Origin of the sequence: uncultured Formosa sp. (assembly GCF_947500765.1) — a bacterium.
Classification (GTDB): Bacteria; Bacteroidota; Bacteroidia; order Flavobacteriales; family Flavobacteriaceae; genus Formosa.
Genome location: NZ_CANMTH010000002.1, coordinates 348,812 through 367,140 on the forward strand (window position 1 = coordinate 348,812; position 18,329 = coordinate 367,140).

The window sequence follows — 18,329 nt, forward strand, 5'->3', positions numbered from 1 at the left end:
CAATGAAAATATATAAATATTTATTCTTATTCTTGGTAAGCATATCAATTGTAGGATGTTCAGATTTAGAGGAAGAACCGGTAGGCTTACTAGCTCCAGAAGGTTTCTTTCAAACAACAAGTGATATTGAAACAGCTGTTAATGGATCTTTAACACATGCCATTAACGAAAAATTCTGGGGAAGAAAATTATCCATAGCCTTAATGTTACGTTCAGATATGGTAAGTCTTGCTTCTAACGAAACTAGAAGGGCAGAAATGAATGAGTTTACTACTTTAGCAAGTAACGGTATGATTAGCGAATTTTGGCCAAAAACATACCAAGGTATTGCAGCGGCTAACCAAGCCATTTCAGGAGCAGAAGATGTAGATGTAGACGAATCTATTAAAAACCCAGTAACAGCTCAAGCGTATTTTGCAAGAGCATTTTACTACTTTCATTTAGTAAGATTATTTGGAGATGTTCCTTACATTAGTGAACCAATCACAGATATTGATGCAGCAACATCTATTAGTAGAACTCCAGCTTCTGAAGTTTACGATAATATTATTGCAGATTTAGAATTTGCTAAAACATGGTTGCCAGATACACAATCATCTAGAGCAACTCCTTCTAAAGCAGCTGCTAGTTCTTATTTAGCGTTAGTGTATTTAACATTAGGAGAATACCAAAAAGCATACGATGAGTCTACTGAAGTTATTGCTAATGCAGGAACATATAATTTAGCTTTAGACTCTAATTTCCAAAACTTATTTGATGGAGAAGCAATTGATAATTCATTAGAGCCAATATTTGCTCTAGATTATAACAACTTTGAAGCAGAAGATAATGCTTACGATCAAGTAGCTCCAATGACAGGAATTAGAGGAGACGACAGAAACCTAGGTGGTGGATGGTCTGTAGCGGTTCCTACACTTGCAGTATATACAACTTGGGATGAAGGAGATTACAGAAGAGCAGTTAGTTTAGACGATAGAGCTTCTATTAACGGTACTGTTGTAGATTACACAGAGTTTGATATTAGTGGACACGAATTCGCTAAAAACAATCCATACATCGCTAAGTTTATGCGTTACCCAGGACCTTTTGCTCGTGCAAATGCTAGAGCAACTAGCCTTAACTACTCTATGATTCGTTATGCAGAAGTATTGTTAATCGCAGCAGAGTCTGCAGTAGAATTAGGAAATAATGCAGACGCCCTTATGTATGTAAACCAAGTAAGAGCTAGAGCAAGAATGGGGGGAGATACTAAAACTGGAGCAGATGAAGAATACACATTCGCAGCTAGTGCAGTACCAGCAGATCTTACAGGAACAGTTACTGTTGATGATATTTTAGAAGAACGTAAATTAGAATTTGCTTTTGAAAGTATTAGATGGTATGATATTGTAAGAAGACAAATTGGAGATGAAGTATTTAGTGCAAGCGGATTAGAAGGTGATAAGCCATTCTTTACTTCAGACGACTATTTATTACCATTACCAGAAGATGAATTAGAAAGAAATACAAACTTAACTCAAAACCCTGGGTACTAATTTTGTATTTAAAATAGAATAGGCACGGCATAAAAGGCTAAGTTTATTATAAAAAATACTGGTCTAAAGTTTAGATCAGTATTTTTTTTGCTTACAAAGCATGTCTAAATAATCTGGAATTTGGATATAGATACGTTTCAATATTTTGTAAGCTTCTATTTTTAAAAAGATTTTATTTGTAAATAAAATCTTTCTTTAGTTCTATAAGTGTTTTATGCTTATAATACCTAACTTTATTGAGCCTAGATGTTTTCTTTATGCCGGTAACTGTGGCAGTATTTATGCTTTTATCTCTGTTTTATTATACACAGAATAAATAATTATACGTGTTTATAATAAAACTATAAAAGCAGAAAAAAGGACGTTTAAGCCCTAAATTCGATTAAAACAAAACTCTAAAACTACTAATAGCATATGTCATCAAAACAATTATCATTAAAAGATAAAATTCAAAAAGGTCTCAAGGATTTTGGACCAGCATTTTTTATAATCGGGTACGTCGTTGGTACAGGAAGTGTAACGTCTATGGTTGTGTCCGGAGCTAATTACGGTTTAAGTCTCTCTTGGGCTTTATTACTTTCTTGTTTTTTTACTTATTTTTTACTTGTTTCTATAAGTAAATTAACTATTGTGTCGGGAGATACTCTTATGTATAATTTTAAAAAGGCCTTTGGAAAACCTGTTACCATATTTATAATTGTAGCACTGCTCGTCTCTATAGTGTCATCTGTAATAGGTGTTATGGGAGTTGTTGCAGAAGTGACTATGGAATGGATCTCTGTAAAAACGTCAATTTCATTTCTTAATGCTCCCGTAATCTCAGTATTCTTTATCTGTTTACTAATTAGTTTATTCTGGACAGGTAAGCACGAGAATTTTATAAAAGCAATGAGTATAATGGTTGGTTTTATGGCACTTTCATTTATAGCAACTAGTGTTATGGTTGTTAAAGAAACAGGTACTAATCTTGCCGATTTTTTTCCAGAATTACCTACAGGAGATAATGCAGGTCTTGTTATTGCAGGAATTGTAGGAACGACTATGGCTGGTGTATGTTTAGCATCTAGAAGTATTCTAGTTCAAGAACAAAAATGGGGAATTGAAGATTTAAAAACTGAAAATAGAGACGCCATGTCTTCTATGGCTCTAACATTTTTTATTAGTTTAGCAATTATGATTAGTGCTACTGGAACCCTGTATTTTCAAGGCATTAAAGTTAATGATGCTACTGATATGATGAGTGCTTTAGGACCTTGGGCTGGAGATTTTGCACTAACCTTATTTACATTAGGAATTATAGGAGCAGGATTATCTTCAATCTTTCCTAATTTATTATTGTTTCCTTGGTTAATTGCAGATTATACAGGGACAGAACGTAATATGAAAAAACCATTGTTTAAAGCTTTAGTGGTCATTGTTGCTTTAAGTGGTGTGATTGTTCCGTTTTTTGGAGGAAAACCAGTTTGGATTTTAATTGCATCTCAAGCATTAAGTCCTTTTATAATGCCTCTAATTACGTTGTTTTTAATCATTTTGATTAATAGAACAGAAATAATGAAAGAACATAAAACGAGTCTTTGGATGAATATTGCTCTAGGTGCAACATTAATTTTTAATATTTATATGTTGTATGTTGCACTAACAGGTTTCATGACTTACCTATAGTAAGAAGAAATTTTTCAGCATAAAAAAATAATATCGCTAAGCTTTTACAGCTTAAAAGAACACATTAAATTTACTAATTCACAGTTAATATATAATCAAAATATCATGAGTAATCACTTACAAAAATATGCACATATGCCTTTAAAACAACTTCAAAATAGAGTTTGGAGAACGTATGAAGGTGGCGCATTGATTGATAGATGGAAAAAAACAACTCCTGAAACTGATGGAAGCATGCCAGAAGAATGGATTATGTCTGCAGTTACAGCACGCGGGAATAATAGACCAGAAGATGAAGGATTGTCTCTTATTGAAACAGAAGAAGGGACTTTTCCTTTAAAAGAGTTAATTAATTCTGATCTAGAATTATATTTAGGAAAAACGCTTGCAGAAAAATTTGGAACCACAGGTGTCCTTATTAAAATGTTAGACTCTAAAGAACGTTTAACTGTTCAGGTGCATCCCGATAAGGAATATGCTAGAACCGTTTTTAATTCTGAATTTGGTAAAACAGAATCTTGGTATGTATTAAACACGCGCGAAATAGATGGTGAAAAAAGTGTGGTTTATATGGGGTTCAAAAAACACGTAACTAGAGCAGAGTGGAAGGCGCATTTTGAAAATCAAAATATTCAAGGTATGCTTGATTGTTTACATAAAATAGAAGTAAAACCCGGAGATGCTTTCATGATTTACGGAGGTGTACCACATGCAATTGGAGCAGGTTGTTTTTTAATGGAAGTTCAGGAGCCTACAGATTACACCATGCGTGTTGAAAAAACAACTCCTAATGGATTGACTATTGGACCAGAATTGATTCATCAAGGTGTTGGTGAAGAAAAAATGTTAGAGTGTTTTCATTACGATAATTATACTTTAGATGAAGCGCTTGAGGCTTGGAAAATTACACCAGAAGTTTTAGAACATTCAGACGAATTCACTTTAAGAACATTATTTAATACCAAGCATACCAATTGCTTTGGGTTAAGCGAATTACTTTTAGATGGAAGTCATACTATTAAAGGAAGTTCAAGCTTTTATGTTGCTGTTATTTATTCAGGTGAAGGAACTATGGTGTGTAACGGAAAAGAATATACGTACAGTCAGGGTGATGAGGTTTTTATCTCTGCTGCAATTTCAGAACTGACATTTAAATCTGACGAAGCTTCAAAAATATTGTTATGTTATCCTCCAAATTAGATTGTGTTAGTCTATTGTAAAAGGAGACCTTAAGATACACTTATATACAGAAAAAGACTTTATATTTTCATATTTTGAAAATGATGAAGTCTTTTTTACTTCAAACTACTTTCTTGATTTATAAAACCAATTCTTTAAATAAGCGTTGCGCTGTGTTTTCAAGATCGTTAGACAACCCAGGGTGAGGTCTGGAAGTTTGTATTGCCGAGCTTCTAATGGCTGTTAACCATCTAAAACGTGATGGAATATCCATTAAAGCAATCGGGCTCGTTTTACAAGATCCAGTGGCTATGGTTTTGAAGGCGATCATATTTAACTCCAATTGTTCGCTGTCAAAATCGTCATCAAAAAGTTTAATTTTTTCAGAAGGAATATCAAATAACACCGTAATAAACTTTGCTTGTTTACTAAATAGTATGATGCCAATATTTACAAATTCTTCGCGTTCTAATCTTGGAACCACCCGAATTACAGCATATTCGTATAATTTAAGATCTAGCATGTTCAATTTCATTTACAAAAATTTCTGAATGGACTAAGCGTGTGTTCAAAAAGTTGAAGTACACCTCTCTAATGGCGTCAGGAGTACTCTCTAGGTCTTCCCATTGCAACCATTCATCTGGAATAGTATTCACGATGTGTTTTAATATTTCTGGTGTTAATAGCGCTTTAAATTCGGCGTCTATAGTTCTTACCTCAGAGGCTTGTGGTAATAACACATGATCTTTAATTAACTTAAACGGACTCTTGGCAGATTGTTCCCAATTACTCCAAGAATGATGAAAATATAAGCATGCACCATGATCTATTAACCATAATTCTTTATGCCAGATTAACATATTGGTGTTTTTAAAGGTGCGATCTACATTGGTTATAAATGCATCTAACCACACTATTTTAGAAGCTAAAGTTACATCTATAATTGTAACAGCAGGGTCGAAAGTTATGGCCCCAGATAAAAAGTGAAGTGCTAAATTTAAACCTTGACTGCCTTGTAATAAGTCCTGAATTTCTTCATCTGCTTCAGTTCTTCCAAATGCTTCGTCTAGATGTGCAAATACTAATTCTGGTAATTGTAATTTTAAAGCTTTCGCTATTTGTCCGCCAATAAGCTCTGCAATTAATGCTTTGGTTCCGTGTCCTGCACCTTTAAATTTTAAGACGTATTTAAAATCATCGTCAGCTTCAGCTAAAGCAGGAAGTGATCCGCCCTCTCTTAATGCCATCATATACCGAGTTACATTTACATGTCTTAACTCAAAATTGTTTGTCATAATTAAAAAACTAGAATGTAAATTTAGTAATAAGTTATGTGCTATAGTTTAAAAGTGTATTCAAATTATGAGTAAAATAGCTTTAAAACGGATAACCAATAGCAAAGTTAAAAGTGGTTTCTTTATACTGAAAATCGTAGCGTTTGCCTTCTTCTAATGCGGGATCGTGAATTGGTGTTGCAAAATCGAAACGGATAACAAACCCTTGAACATCTACACGGAGTCCTACACCAACACCAATTCCTAGTTCGTTAATAAAGTCTGAACTGAATTTTCCGCCTGGAACATCATCAATATCTGTAGAATTCCAAACGTTTCCAGCATCTGCGAACACAGCGCCTTTAAAATAAGAAAATAATGGAAAACGGTATTCTACATTGGCTTCTAACCTGATGTTTCCTGTTTGGTCTATATAATAATCGTCATCAGTCTCATCGTCGCTTACATATGTTCCAGGTCCTAGAGATCTAATTCTAAATGCACGGACGCTATTTGGACCACCAGAATAATACTGTTTAATGTAAGGCATATATTCAGAATTTCCATAAGGAATACCATATCCTGCAAACAATCTAGTGGCTATTTTTTTGTCGTTATTAAAGTTGAAATGATAACGGAAATCGATATCTGCTTTTACATATTGTGCATATTCTAAACCGAAAAAAGTTTGTGTTTCACTGTCGTTTTTAGAATCAAATAGACTGAGACCATTTCCTGCTATATCGAAAGTTACATTAGTATATAACTGATTTTTTTTTGAAGCATTGACCATTTCATTATAAGTAAAAGAATAATTTAATCCGGCAATAAATTGCTGTTCAAAACTCTGTTCTAAATACGAATTATCATCGAGGATTTCTTCAAATTCATCTGAGGTTTCAATGAGGTTATTGTAGTTAATTGAAATGGGATTGATATTATGAGTTGTATATCTGTTTGCATTCCAAGAATACCCAAACTCTGCAGTTCCAGATAATAAAGTATATAATTCTGTGCGTTTTAAATAATCTAACCCTAGGCTAGCTTTTGTTTTAGGAATAGAATATTCAAAGAAATCATCGTTAATTTTTACAGGGAATATAACTCGAGGAAAAGTCATTTCAGATTTTATGCCTAAAGCCGTGTTACTAATAGTGCTACCGCTACCCATTTGAAGTTCGTAACCTAAATTTGTACTGAGACTTAAAATTTCTCCTCCTCTAAAAATATTTCTGTTATTATAAGAGAATTCTAAAGCGGGACCCGCAAAATTATTAGATTTAGTTACGGCTTGTAATTCTGCTTTTAAAGACCTTTTGTTTAGTGGAGATAAATAAATGTTAGCATCTAAAATTCTAGCGCTATCTGAAACCGTACTATCTCTTTCTTTGTACTGAATGTTTACAAACTTATACGTTCCAATTGTAGACAAGCGTCTTGCTGTATTTCTAGAGGCTTCAGGATTGTATAATTCGTCTTCGTTAAGGGTAATAAATGGATCTAAATGTTTTGTTTTAAAAAACGCTTCGTCTTGTATAAAGTTCTTTTCGTTATAGCGTGTAGACTTTTGTTTAAGGCTGTCTTTTTTAATATCGTAATTGGTATATATATTAATGTTACCAATTTTATACGGTTTAATAGCCGCCTCAGGAGTGGCATTTTTAAGTTTTAAATATAAATCGAAAGTTCTATTTTTATAACGTGTAGTATCTGCTTCAAAAATTAAAAATTCTGAATTAAAATTATAGTACCCTGTTTTTTTTAAATCTGCATCAATACGCAAACGTTCCGTTTTTAGAAAATCTAAATCGAAACGGATTCCGGGTTTAAACTCGGTGTTAGTAACACTTTTCTTAATTTCTGAAAAGATTGGTTCAGGTAAAGAATCTACCTGATAGGTTTTCATTTTGTAAGGTTGTTTTATTTGTACCTGATATGTAATGTCTGTTTTTTTATCGTCTTCGTTTTTTGCAATTTCTGAAGATGCACTGCTGTAAAAGAATCCGTGATTTTCTAATCGATTTACGAGAATGTCTTCAACTTCAAATGTTTCTATACCCGATTGATAAACGGGTTCTTCTCCTATTTTTTTATACAGCCAACGGTTTATAAATCCGGGCTTTTCTTTTTGATTTTTGTAGTAATAATATAAGCCTGGATACATGCCTAAAAATTTAGAGTTAGGCACAGGACGAATGGTAGATTCTAATTCTGCTTTAAGTTCAGATTCATTTTCTACAATAGAATCTGTTTTGATCTCTAAGGTTGCTCCTGTGTATAATAATTCATCTTCAGGAATATATTTTACAATACTACAGGCTTGAAAAAGGGAGAGAATTAGTAGTGCGCATGTGAATTTGCAGTATCTAATTACAGCGGTTGTGTTGAGATTGGTTTTCAAAATCTTTATTTCGTTGTTTCCTGTTGTTGTTCTTTGTTTTGTTCTTTTTCTAATCTGCGTTTAGTTCTAGCTTTTTCTTGTTCCGAATTGAATAATGCAGACCATAATTCTTCGAACTTATTAAATTCTTTAGTGAAAATTAAAGCCAAACCACTAACAATAGTTTGTCCATCTATAACCGATTCGAATTCGTTTTTCTGAAACGCTTTCAATCTATATTTTCCGCTAGGTGTAATTAGATACTCTAAACTCACATCTCCAATTAACGGTGTCTCTTCTCCAGAAGTGCTACGACCTTCAATATCTACATCGCTACCAACACGTACAATTACACGGTCGTTAAACAGTTTTTTCTGAGCAGCAACTTCTAATTGTGTACGTTGTTGCGAGGTATCTCCTGAATAATCTGTAAAGCTGTTTAATCCGAAATCGAGTTCTACACCAGAACTTCCTAATAATTTATCTGAAAACATATTAAGTTGATCTGAAATGGCATCGTTTAAATTGTCTCTAGCAATAGATGCAAAACCTCCGTCGCTACCATCGCTACCAGATTCTGGGTAAAAACGATTCATAACTAGTAGAGAAAATACCTGACGGTTTAATTCGCCTTCTTGCTGGTTAACTTGTTGTAAACGTCCGTACACTTGTCCGCTAACCGCACCTTGGTCTTCTTCGGGCATGTCTAAATTAAAAGATATTTTTGGATGCATAAGCTCGCCATCTACATTTAAATACACTTCGAAAGGTAAGGTTTGTTTAAATTCATTTTGAGTAGAACTGCTTGAACCGGATATTTGTGCGGCCATTAATGCTGAAGCCGAGGTTTCTACATTATATAAGGCTTGTACATCTAAATTGGCATCGAACGGATTGCCAGACCAAGTGACTTGGCTTCCGGCAATTAGCTCGAATTTACGTTTTACAAGCTGATATAAACTCATTTCATAATGACCACTAGAGACGGTATATACTCCAGAAAGATTCATTCGACCATTTGTATCCATTTTAAAGAGAAAGTTTCCTTGCCCCGAAGTCATAAAATTATCTCCAGTATTTTTATCAATAACTAAAGTCATTTTCGCTTCTTTAGGAATAGAAAAATTAGCATTAACATCGAAGCCTGTAACGTTTGTAACATCTTCTTGGTTTCGCGTTAAAATGGCATCTGGATTATCTCGGTTTACAAAGCGTACAACACCATCTCGATCTTCAATATTTACTGTTGAAGACGGCATAACATAAGTAATGTTTGTTTTAGGATTTACGCCAGCTTTGATGTTAATAATAGGCACGTTTAAATCGCCTTTAATGGTGCCTTGGGCTTTAAAAGCTAAGAAGCCATACAGCATATCGTTGTCTTCTTTTTTAGCATTTAAAACTTGAAAATTGTCTGCTTTAATCTTTAAATCGAATTTCGGATTTATAAGCGATTCTGTGTTTATAAAACCATTAAGTATAAATGCGCTATTATTTTCATCTTTAATAGTGAAATTGGTCATACGAATGCCCAAATTATCTATGGTTAAGGCTTCATTTGGTAATTCAAAAAAGCTATTCAATTTGGTCGCTTTAAAACGCGATTTATCGAATACTAAATCACCACTATATTGAGGAGCATCTAGTGAACCATTAATTTTAAAATGTCCGTTAAAAGATCCAGAAGCATCTGTGATTTCACCCAAAGAGAGTCCTTCAAGTGCTTTTGTTTTAAATTCATTTATATCGAAATCGACATCAATATTTGAGTTTGTTTCTGATGCAATATAATTTCCTGTGATATCTAAATCTACATCACCTTCTTTGGTGGTTAAATCAAAGTTGTATTTGGCATTGGTTTCAGAATCACCTTGTAAAGTTAGTGTTCCGAAATTGGTGTTTAATATATTGAATTGATTAATAGTTAAATCGGCTAAATAACCACGATTATTAAACGGATTTTGTATTGTAAAACTACCATTTAAAACACCTTGAGCTAATTCTTTATCAGGATTTAAATAGGTTAAAAATTCATTGAGATTAAAACCGTTAAAGGTGATTGAAACATTATCTGAAGCCGTTTTGTTAACCGTATCATTAGTTATAGAAATAGATTGATTGTCTTTTGTGAAATTGAAATTATTAAACGTTATATTGTCTTCTCTATAGGTTACTAAATTATCGCTAGGGATTTGCCACATTGATTTATTTATAATAAAATCTTCAGGTAAAATATGGAATGTTAGATTATCGTTCTTTTTTTTAATTTCAGATTTTAGTTGCATTAAAACGTCTTCACCATTATAAGCTATCACATTTAAATCTAACTCTTGGTTTAATAAATTTCCATTAATAAGAGTTCTTTTTAATAGAATAGGACCTGCTTTTATACTTTTAAATCCGAAATCGAATTTAAAAGTATTCGGGTCTGAGTTAAATGTAAATGCTAAACTATCAATCTCGTTTCCGCTATAATTTATTTGCGGAGCTATGATTTTTGCATCTAGTAGTTTTTTAGATTCATTAAAATCTACTCCAATATCTATAGTGTCTATATGCTTTAAATTAGGAAGAAATAAATCGGTTAAAATAGGATCGTCACTAAGTTTTCCTTTTAGTTTTAATCGTACCGGTTTATTGTTTTCCTTTTGTCTTAATGTAGAGTCTGAATAAAAATAGTTTGAAATATGACGGCCTAAGGCCTTGCTAAATGTTTGCGGATTGGTGTTAGAAGCAAGTTCTATATTTAATAATTTATTGGTAACGCTAACAAAAGTAGAGTCTGTATCTACGTGGGCATTAGCAACTAGGTCACCAAGTAAATAGGTTTTATTGTCGTAAACAATAGTTCCTTCATCTACAGAGCTTGTAAGGTCAAAATTATCTGGATTTCCTTTAAAATTAGCATTTAGATTTAATCTTGCACGGATGTCTTTGTTTACAACACCTAAAGCGAGTAAATCGACTCCAATAATATTTAAATTGGCATTAATTTCTGGAGAAATACTATCTAAAATAACATGTGTTTGTAGTTCTGCGTTTATATTCTTGTCTTTGTAATTAGAACTAATATCTCCAACTCCGTTTTCAATCTCCCCGTTAATAGGAAGGTTTATAATTTCGTAATTTTTTATTTTAAAATTAGAAATCATAGCTTCTAATTTTGCATCTAAAGTATTGATGTTTTTACCGCTTCCGCTGGCTTTTACCGATAGATTAAGTGCCCCTAATTCTTCGTTCAATAAGAGCTCGTTAAGTTTAAAATCTTCAATAGTTAAATTAGTTGTAAAAGCGAGTCCATTTATATCTGTATAGCTAGCATCTAGATTTGCTATACCTTGAGAAGTGTTTAATTTGGCCTTAGTTTCTAAGTTCTTAACAGTGCCTTTTAAAGTTGCTTGTAAAGCAATGTCTTTCGGAAGGTTTAAACCTAAATCTGTTTCGTTTATAAATTTAAGTACATCTGTTTTTACCGTCTCCGTTTTAAAATTTGAGATGTTGAATTTGAGTAGGTCAGGGGCTGTTACATTTTTAATTGATCCCGATGTAGACATGCGTGTATCTTGCCCCCAATTCACTTTAGTGTTTTCTAAGGTTATATCTGATAAATAACCATTCGCATAAATTTGTCCAGTAATTAACTTCTGACTCAAACTATCTACATATGGATTTGTTTTTAAATCAGGTTGAAAACGATAGGCATCTGCAACATCTAGTTGTATAACAGGTAATTTTAAATCTAATTTTGAAGTTTCAGGCGCTTGTATTAAAGCAGACATGGTTGAAAAATCTAAACGCGTATTTCCTTGAATTTTATTGTTGTTTAAAGCAACTTTTAAATCTTCGATATCCAGCATATTATCTGTTACAGCAAACTTTAATTCGCCTTGTTTAAGATGTAATCCTGAACCTTCTGTAAAAGAAAAAATCTTTAATTTTAAACCTGCTGTTTTATCTTGTAGATAAATGTCTTGGATGTTTAAATTGAAATCGGTTAAAGCGATAGCATTTGCGTTGAAGTTGTTTGCTATGGGTTTTGCATTGTTAACTGTATATTGTATGTCATTCTGTTCCAAATCTACTTTATTAATCTTAACCTTTACGTCTGGCCAAGAAAATGTAGTTGTAGTCGTTTCAATAGTATCTATTTCAGTTGATGTGCCAGTTGTTAAAACTGCAATTTCTGAGTTTTTAAGTCCAATTTCATCAATGTTAAATTTATCTTTTGGCAAATCGATGGTTGCATCTTCAATATAGAAATCTGAAATATTGGTACGCAATGTCATACCGTCTGCAATAGCGTTGTAATCTACTTTTACGTTTTCAATTTTAAAATCGTCTATATAAAGGTAAGGTAAAGTTGTAGTGGTGGTATCTGTAGATACAGGTACAGGAGATTGGATATAATTAATATCTGAATTAGAAATCAAAGCCTCAGATACTCTAAAATCCATGGCGTCTAAATCGAAAGTGTCAAATTCTAAATCTACTAAACCTAATTTCGTTTTACTTTCAATTCCTAGAACAGCATCGTTAAAATTGAGGTCAAAATCTTTTAAATAAATGTCGCCAACTATAATTTTTAATTGTTCATTTTCTACTTCCGGTTCTGGAACAGCAAGTGTGTCTGTAGCGGCAAAAGCATCAATTAAGAATTGAAAGTTATAGCCACTTATAGAATCTTTTCTAACAATATTTGCACGTAACCCTTCCCAATTTAAAGTTTCAATACCAATTCCTTTTCCTGTAATTGCTGGCCATAGTGGTAAGTTTGCTTTTATAGATTTAGAATATATTAAAGTATCACCTTTCGTATCTTCTAAATACAATCCTTTTAATTTAATATCGCCTCCAAGCGTAATGTAAAGGTTTTCTATTTCAACTTTAGTATGTGTTTTTTCAGAAATAAAAGAAGTGACATAATTTACAATACTATTTTGTCCCCACGGACTTCTTATAAATAGAATAATTAGTAAGAATAAGATGAAAATTAAAATGAAAATGTTCCTCAAGATTTTTAAAACCTTGAGTTTTTTAGAGATTTTAGTACGTTTATTTTTTTCTTCCAAAGTCAATATTAAATGGCGCAAAAATATTATAATTAATCTGTAAAAATTAACTCTAAAAATTTCAATTTTGAATCAAATGTAATCATTCTGTATTATCAACTTCAAAAAGCCTTAAAAGATGTAATGATATTAACATTTTATTATTGATTTTTAATGTTTTAGTCAAATAACAGACGTAAATTTATAGTACTTAAAACAACGATTATGATGTCAACTAATTTATACAATAATTTAGAATTTAATGATGACAAACCTGCAGTAAGTGTGCTTTTGCAAACGGCCTTTAGTAAAGAGATTCGCGTGTTATTAAAAAAAGGGCAGTCTATGAAAGAACATAAAGCTCCAAAACCTATTGTTATAGAAGTTTTTGACGGTGAAATAAATTTTGGGGTAGAAGGGATTACACACGCCTTAAAAAAAGGAGATCTTTTAACTCTGGACTCCAATGTGCCTCATGATTTATTTGCAAAAACAGATAGTATTGTACGTTTAACGTTATCTATTCAAGATTCTGTAGAACGTGTAGAACATGTAATAGAGTAAGTTTTTTATTTTTTAAGTTTATTTAGAGTGTTTGTCCTACTTTATTATTAATAATAAGTGTTACTGAATGTTTTACAGTGAAGGAATAAGACGTAATTATTATTTTTACGTTTTATTCCTCTTTTTTATTAAACGTATAATTTTTCTACTACAAAATATGTTTTCTAATATTTTATAATGCCATTTCCAACAATAGATTTAAGTAGTTAAAATCTAGTTTTTACCTTTTTTAGACTGAAATTTTATGAAATACGGCTTGAAATGTTAAATTTTAGTGTATTTCATCGATAAACAATGCTTTTTAACGATGTAAAATTAGGTTTAAATAAGAAAAATACTATATATTTGGGTGTAACTAATTGGTAATCCAGTGTTTATGCCGATATGGGATAATTACGTCTTGTCGTTAGTTGTGAAAATTAAAATTTTTAAAAGGCAGTTTGCCTATGTAAAAATTAAAATATAACGATATATAAAAAATAATAAACCTAACAACCTAAAAATTAATCTTATGAAATTCTTAAAAATTACTTTATTCGCTTTTGTATTATTTGGATCTTTAACTGCTTGTGTTAATGAAGAATTAGATGATGATGTGTTAGTAGCACCTGATGATGTTGAAGCAACAACCTTTACCGGTGGTGGTATTGACGAAAGAGATTAGTCTGAAATATTTTAATTTAAAGCCCTTATCTATACGGATAAGGGCTTTTTGTATTGTGAAAAACGGAAAAATATAGATACATTTGAGACTATCAAGATAAATTATTCAATTATTCTAAAGAAACTTTTAATCTGCGTTAGTATTGTTTACAGCTTGCAAAGTATTGCTCAAGCCAAACAAATAGACACTATATCTTTACTGTTAGATAAAGCGTCTAATACAAATGATTATAGCTATAACGATCGTTTTTTATTCAGTAAGAAAGCGAGTAGATTGGCTCATGAAATTCGTGTTGATTCTCTAATTTTAAAAAGTGAGATTCAGATTGCTGATTTGTTTTTAGAAGAAAAGCAGTTTGATTTGTTCTTAAAAATGAATAAATATAATTTGCAGTTAGCAAAACGGTTAGGGGATTCTACTTCTATGGGTCATATTTATTCGTATCGAGGTAATTATTTTTATAATCGAGCATCAGACAGTGCTTTTTTTTATTATCACAGAGCAGAGAAAATTTTTTATAAAATAAATGATGGGTATAATAGGGCTGTAATGTTGCTTAATATTGCCATTATTCAAAAAAATGAAAAAGATTTTATTGGTAGTGAAGTCTCTTCTTTTGAGGGGATTAAAATATTAGATTCCTTTCCCCCTCAATATAAAATAATTAGAAAAAAAGCCTTTTTGTATAATAATTTGGGGCTAGTTTACGATCAATTAGATCAGTTTGAAGATGCTATAGAGTATCATAATAAATCCTTGTCTTTAAAAAGAAAATTAGAAGGGAATAATAAATCTACCATAAATAATTCTTTAAATAATTTGGCTTTAGCTTATAAAAATTCTGGGAATTATAATATTGCATTATCGTATTATCAAGATATTTTATCCGATAGTAACCTAAAACGTGATCGTCCTGGAGTCTATGCTTTGGTATTAGATAATTACGCGCATACACGCTATTTAAATAATAATGAAGACGAACTTCCAGAGTTATATTTAAGAGCTTTAAATATTTGCGATTCTATAGGCGATTCCTATAATTCTATTATAATTAATCAACATTTAGCTCAGTATTTTTATAATCAAAATAAAATCGATTCTGCTAAATATTACGCATATACAGCACGAGACATTTCAAAACAATATCATAACGACGATTTATTAAAATCACTTTTACTATTGGCAAGAATAGAAACCGATAGTATGGCCGTTAAGCATTATGAGACTTATATTCATTTAAACGATAGTCTTCAAAAAACAGAACGCGCCATTAGAAATAAATTCACCAGAATTAGTTATGAGACTAACGATTTAGAGCTTAAAAACGAAAAAATAACTAGAGAGAGACTCTTGTTTATGTTATTATCATTAGTATTACTTGTGTCGTCCTTTTTAATTTTTACTATTGTTTCTCAACGAAGTAAAAATAAATCACTTCAATTTAAACAAAAACAGCAACAGGCTAACGAAGATATTTATAATTTAATGCTTTCTCAGCAAGATAAAATTGATGAAGCACGGATGTCTGAAAAACGTAGAATATCTGAAGAATTACACGATGGTATTTTAGGACGGCTTTTCGGTACACGTTTAAGTTTAGACAGTTTAAATGCAAGCAAAACCGACGATGCAATTAAAATTAGAAGTAATTATATAGAAGAATTAAAGGCAATAGAATTAGAAATTAGAAAAGTATCTCACGACTTAAATATCGATTTTGTAGCGAATTCTAGTTATATAGATATTATAAAAGAACTGCTTGAGAAACAATCTTCTGCCTATAATTTAATTTGTAATTTAAAATATCAAGATAAAATTAATTGGGAAGATATTTCAAATAAGATAAAAATTCATTATTATAGAATAATTCAAGAAGCATTACAAAATACATGGAAACATGCAGAGGCAAAGCAAATTTATATTGATTTCTATACTAAAGAAGGAGATATTTGTTTAGATATACTTGATGATGGTAAAGGCTTCGATTTTTCTAAATCTAGAAAGGGGATTGGTATTAAAAATATTACCTCTAGAGTGAACGATATAGAAGGATTTTTACTTATTAAAACAGATAAAAATGAAGGAACTAAATTAACAATTCAAACCCCAATTTATAATAATTAAACACAATTTAGATGAACCAACCTATTAGAATTTTAATGACAGACGATCATCCCATGATCATAGAAGGTTATCAAAATACATTGTTATCTACTAAGAAGCCTGAACAGGAATTGCATATAGATACGGCTAATAATTGCGATGAATCCATAGAAGCTATGGAGCGTAGCATTAGGTTAAAAGAGCAATACGATGTGTTATTTATTGATATAAAAATGCCACCTTCTCTAGACGGTAAATTTACAAGTGGAGAAGATTTAGCTAGACATGCCCGAAAGATTTTACCAGATGCTAAAATTGTAATTCTTACCATGTTTAACGAAACGTATCGTATTCATAATATTGTTGAAGAGATAAAACCTGAAGGATTTTTAATTAAAAGCGATTTAACATCCAGTGAATTAGCAAGTGCTTTTCAAGCTATTTTAAATCATCCACCATTTTATAGTGGTACCGTTAATAGATATCTAAAACAAACAATTACTAGTGATATTTATTTAGATGATAAAAACCGTCGTATTTTATATTTACTCTCTCAAGGGGTTAAGACTAAAAATTTAGCAGAACATATTACTTTGTCTTTAAGTGGTGTTGAAAAACGAAAAAAACATCTAAAAATATTATTTAATATTGAAGATGGTCAAGATGAAACTTTAGTAAAAGAAGCAAGAAAGTTGGGTTTTATCTAAATTACAGACATAAATTCGCCTGAAAAAAGCATTAAAAACGCAAAATGATACAAAAAAAATAAAAAAGTACGGTTTTACCGTAACGATTATTCAATTAGACTTCCTATCTTTGATAATGTATCAACCAGATATATGATTAATTAATCCCTCAAGTAATTAATTGTTGATTATAGCAAATCACAAAAAAACCTTTTAACTCTCGTTATTAGGTTTTTTTTTTAGAATAAACTGAAGCTTGCTTTATATTGCCAAAACAAACGTATAAATAATCCGAAATAGACTATAGAGATTATAAATTTTAAAAGTGTACCTGTAAGAAATCCTAAAAAGGATCCAAAAGCTGCTTTTACAGCTGTTTTATGATTGGCTTTATATATCATCTCTCCAATAAATGCACCAATAAATGGCCAAATTATAATTCCGAAGAATCCCAAAACAGGAAAAATAATAGAAACAACTAACCCCACAGTTGTCCCAATAACTCCAAATTTACTACCTCCAAATTTTTTAGTGCCAATAGCAGGAATAGCGTAATCTATAATTACTACAGCAATCGCAATAACTAAAGTTACTCCAAGAAAACTCCAATTATTAGGAATAACTTTGGTTAAATACAGTAATAAAAGACCTAACCAACTTATAGGAGGTCCTGGTAATACAGGTAAAAAACTACCTAAAATGCCTATAATCATGCATATTAAACCGAGAATAATTAAAAGAATATCCATATTCAATAAATTTGCGTTAAGCGAAGTTACATATTTTATTTATTGTTTTTTAACTAATAAATTAGTTTGAACTAAATATTTAGTTATATTTGTTTCAGTGTTAAACTAAAAACTTAGTTGAATGAAAGCGTTAACAAAAGCAGAAGAAGAAATTATGCAAGTACTTTGGCAATTAACAAATGCCAATGTAAAAGCCATTATAGATAAATTACCCGAACCCAAACCAGCCTATAATACAGTATCTACTATTGTACGTATTTTAGAAAGTAAAGGCTTTGTAGATTATGAAAAGCAGGGGAAAGGCCACATTTATTTTCCGTTAGTCTCTAAACAAGACTATAGTAACCAATCGTTAAACACATTGGTAGATAATTATTTTCAAGGGTCGTTTAAAAGTTTAGTCTCATTTTTCGTGAAGAAGAATGATGTGAGTTTAAATGATTTAGAAGCCATGATGAAGGAAATCGAAAAAAATAAATAAT

The 18,329-nt window shown here is 31.3% G+C and carries 13 protein-coding genes; 8 read left to right on the forward strand and 5 right to left on the reverse strand.

Features of this window, described 5'->3' with window-relative positions; genetic code table 11:
• Positions 1–2: 2 nt before the first annotated feature.
• The 3 genes from Q1B05_RS04590 to Q1B05_RS04600 all read left to right on the forward strand — a co-directional run bounded on the left by Q1B05_RS04590 (position 3) and on the right by Q1B05_RS04600 (position 4,400).
• Entirely contained in the window at positions 3–1,535 is a 1,533-nt protein-coding gene (locus Q1B05_RS04590) for a RagB/SusD family nutrient uptake outer membrane protein (protein WP_299778075.1), read from the forward strand.
• A gap of 414 nt (positions 1,536–1,949) precedes the next feature.
• On the forward strand, positions 1,950–3,200 hold the full coding sequence (locus tag Q1B05_RS04595) for an Nramp family divalent metal transporter (protein ID WP_299778077.1): 1,251 nt from the start codon (positions 1,950–1,952) through the stop codon (positions 3,198–3,200).
• 105 nt (positions 3,201–3,305) lie between these two features.
• Positions 3,306–4,400, forward strand: a complete 1,095-nt coding sequence (locus Q1B05_RS04600; RefSeq protein WP_299778079.1) for a type I phosphomannose isomerase catalytic subunit — start codon at positions 3,306–3,308, stop codon at positions 4,398–4,400.
• Positions 4,401–4,518: 118 nt separating this feature from the next.
• Here Q1B05_RS04600 and Q1B05_RS04605 read toward each other — a convergent pair whose 3' ends face one another.
• The 4 genes from Q1B05_RS04605 to Q1B05_RS04620 form a co-directional block, all read right to left on the reverse strand.
• Positions 4,519–4,902 (reverse strand): DUF3037 domain-containing protein, encoded by a 384-nt coding sequence (locus tag Q1B05_RS04605; protein ID WP_299778727.1) that lies wholly within the window; start codon positions 4,900–4,902, stop codon positions 4,519–4,521.
• The gene (locus Q1B05_RS04610) at positions 4,889–5,674 is read right to left on the reverse strand and encodes a HipA family kinase (protein WP_299778081.1); all 786 of its coding nucleotides are present in this window, start codon (positions 5,672–5,674) and stop codon (positions 4,889–4,891) included. Before Q1B05_RS04610 ends, Q1B05_RS04605 begins: the two co-directional genes overlap by 14 nt.
• Before the next feature lie 82 nt (positions 5,675–5,756).
• The gene (locus Q1B05_RS04615; RefSeq protein ID WP_299778083.1) at positions 5,757–8,054 is read right to left on the reverse strand and encodes a BamA/TamA family outer membrane protein; all 2,298 of its coding nucleotides are present in this window, start codon (positions 8,052–8,054) and stop codon (positions 5,757–5,759) included.
• 5 nt (positions 8,055–8,059) lie between these two features.
• Positions 8,060–13,045: a translocation/assembly module TamB gene (locus tag Q1B05_RS04620; RefSeq protein ID WP_299778085.1), complete on the reverse strand. Its 4,986-nt coding sequence runs from the start codon at positions 13,043–13,045 to the stop codon at positions 8,060–8,062.
• Positions 13,046–13,306: 261 nt separating this feature from the next.
• On the opposite strand from Q1B05_RS04620, the gene Q1B05_RS04625 reads away from it, so the two are divergent.
• The 4 genes from Q1B05_RS04625 (at position 13,307) to Q1B05_RS04640 (ending at position 17,119) form a co-directional block, all read left to right on the forward strand.
• Positions 13,307–13,645, forward strand: a complete 339-nt coding sequence (locus Q1B05_RS04625) for a cupin domain-containing protein (protein WP_299778087.1) — start codon at positions 13,307–13,309, stop codon at positions 13,643–13,645.
• Between the two features lie 511 nt (positions 13,646–14,156).
• The gene (locus tag Q1B05_RS04630; RefSeq protein WP_299778090.1) at positions 14,157–14,309 is read left to right on the forward strand and encodes a hypothetical protein; all 153 of its coding nucleotides are present in this window, start codon (positions 14,157–14,159) and stop codon (positions 14,307–14,309) included.
• A gap of 153 nt (positions 14,310–14,462) precedes the next feature.
• Positions 14,463–16,433, forward strand: a complete 1,971-nt coding sequence (locus Q1B05_RS04635) for a tetratricopeptide repeat-containing sensor histidine kinase (RefSeq protein WP_299778092.1) — start codon at positions 14,463–14,465, stop codon at positions 16,431–16,433.
• A gap of 11 nt (positions 16,434–16,444) precedes the next feature.
• On the forward strand, positions 16,445–17,119 hold the full coding sequence (locus Q1B05_RS04640; RefSeq protein WP_299778094.1) for a response regulator: 675 nt from the start codon (positions 16,445–16,447) through the stop codon (positions 17,117–17,119).
• A 218-nt stretch (positions 17,120–17,337) separates the two neighbouring features.
• Here Q1B05_RS04640 and Q1B05_RS04645 read toward each other — a convergent pair whose 3' ends face one another.
• A complete protein-coding gene (locus tag Q1B05_RS04645; RefSeq protein WP_299778096.1) occupies positions 17,338–17,847 on the reverse strand; it encodes a DUF456 domain-containing protein in 510 nt (169 codons plus the stop codon).
• A 121-nt stretch (positions 17,848–17,968) separates the two neighbouring features.
• Here Q1B05_RS04645 and Q1B05_RS04650 point away from each other — a divergent pair, with 121 nt between their 5' ends.
• Positions 17,969–18,328 (forward strand): BlaI/MecI/CopY family transcriptional regulator, encoded by a 360-nt coding sequence (locus tag Q1B05_RS04650; protein WP_299778098.1) that lies wholly within the window; start codon positions 17,969–17,971, stop codon positions 18,326–18,328.
• Position 18,329 lies beyond the last annotated feature (1 nt).

Coding starts and splice junctions, on each gene's coding strand:
- Q1B05_RS04590 (WP_299778075.1), top strand. CDS start 3: ATGAAAATATATAAATATTTATTCTTATTCTTGGTAAGCATATCAATT.
- Q1B05_RS04595 (WP_299778077.1), top strand. CDS start 1,950: ATGTCATCAAAACAATTATCATTAAAAGATAAAATTCAAAAAGGTCTC.
- Q1B05_RS04600 (WP_299778079.1), top strand. CDS start 3,306: ATGAGTAATCACTTACAAAAATATGCACATATGCCTTTAAAACAACTT.
- Q1B05_RS04605 (WP_299778727.1), bottom strand. CDS start 4,902: ATGCTAGATCTTAAATTATACGAATATGCTGTAATTCGGGTGGTTCCA.
- Q1B05_RS04610 (WP_299778081.1), bottom strand. CDS start 5,674: ATGACAAACAATTTTGAGTTAAGACATGTAAATGTAACTCGGTATATG.
- Q1B05_RS04625 (WP_299778087.1), top strand. CDS start 13,307: ATGATGTCAACTAATTTATACAATAATTTAGAATTTAATGATGACAAA.
- Q1B05_RS04630 (WP_299778090.1), top strand. CDS start 14,157: ATGAAATTCTTAAAAATTACTTTATTCGCTTTTGTATTATTTGGATCT.
- Q1B05_RS04640 (WP_299778094.1), top strand. CDS start 16,445: ATGAACCAACCTATTAGAATTTTAATGACAGACGATCATCCCATGATC.
- Q1B05_RS04645 (WP_299778096.1), bottom strand. CDS start 17,847: ATGGATATTCTTTTAATTATTCTCGGTTTAATATGCATGATTATAGGC.
- Q1B05_RS04650 (WP_299778098.1), top strand. CDS start 17,969: ATGAAAGCGTTAACAAAAGCAGAAGAAGAAATTATGCAAGTACTTTGG.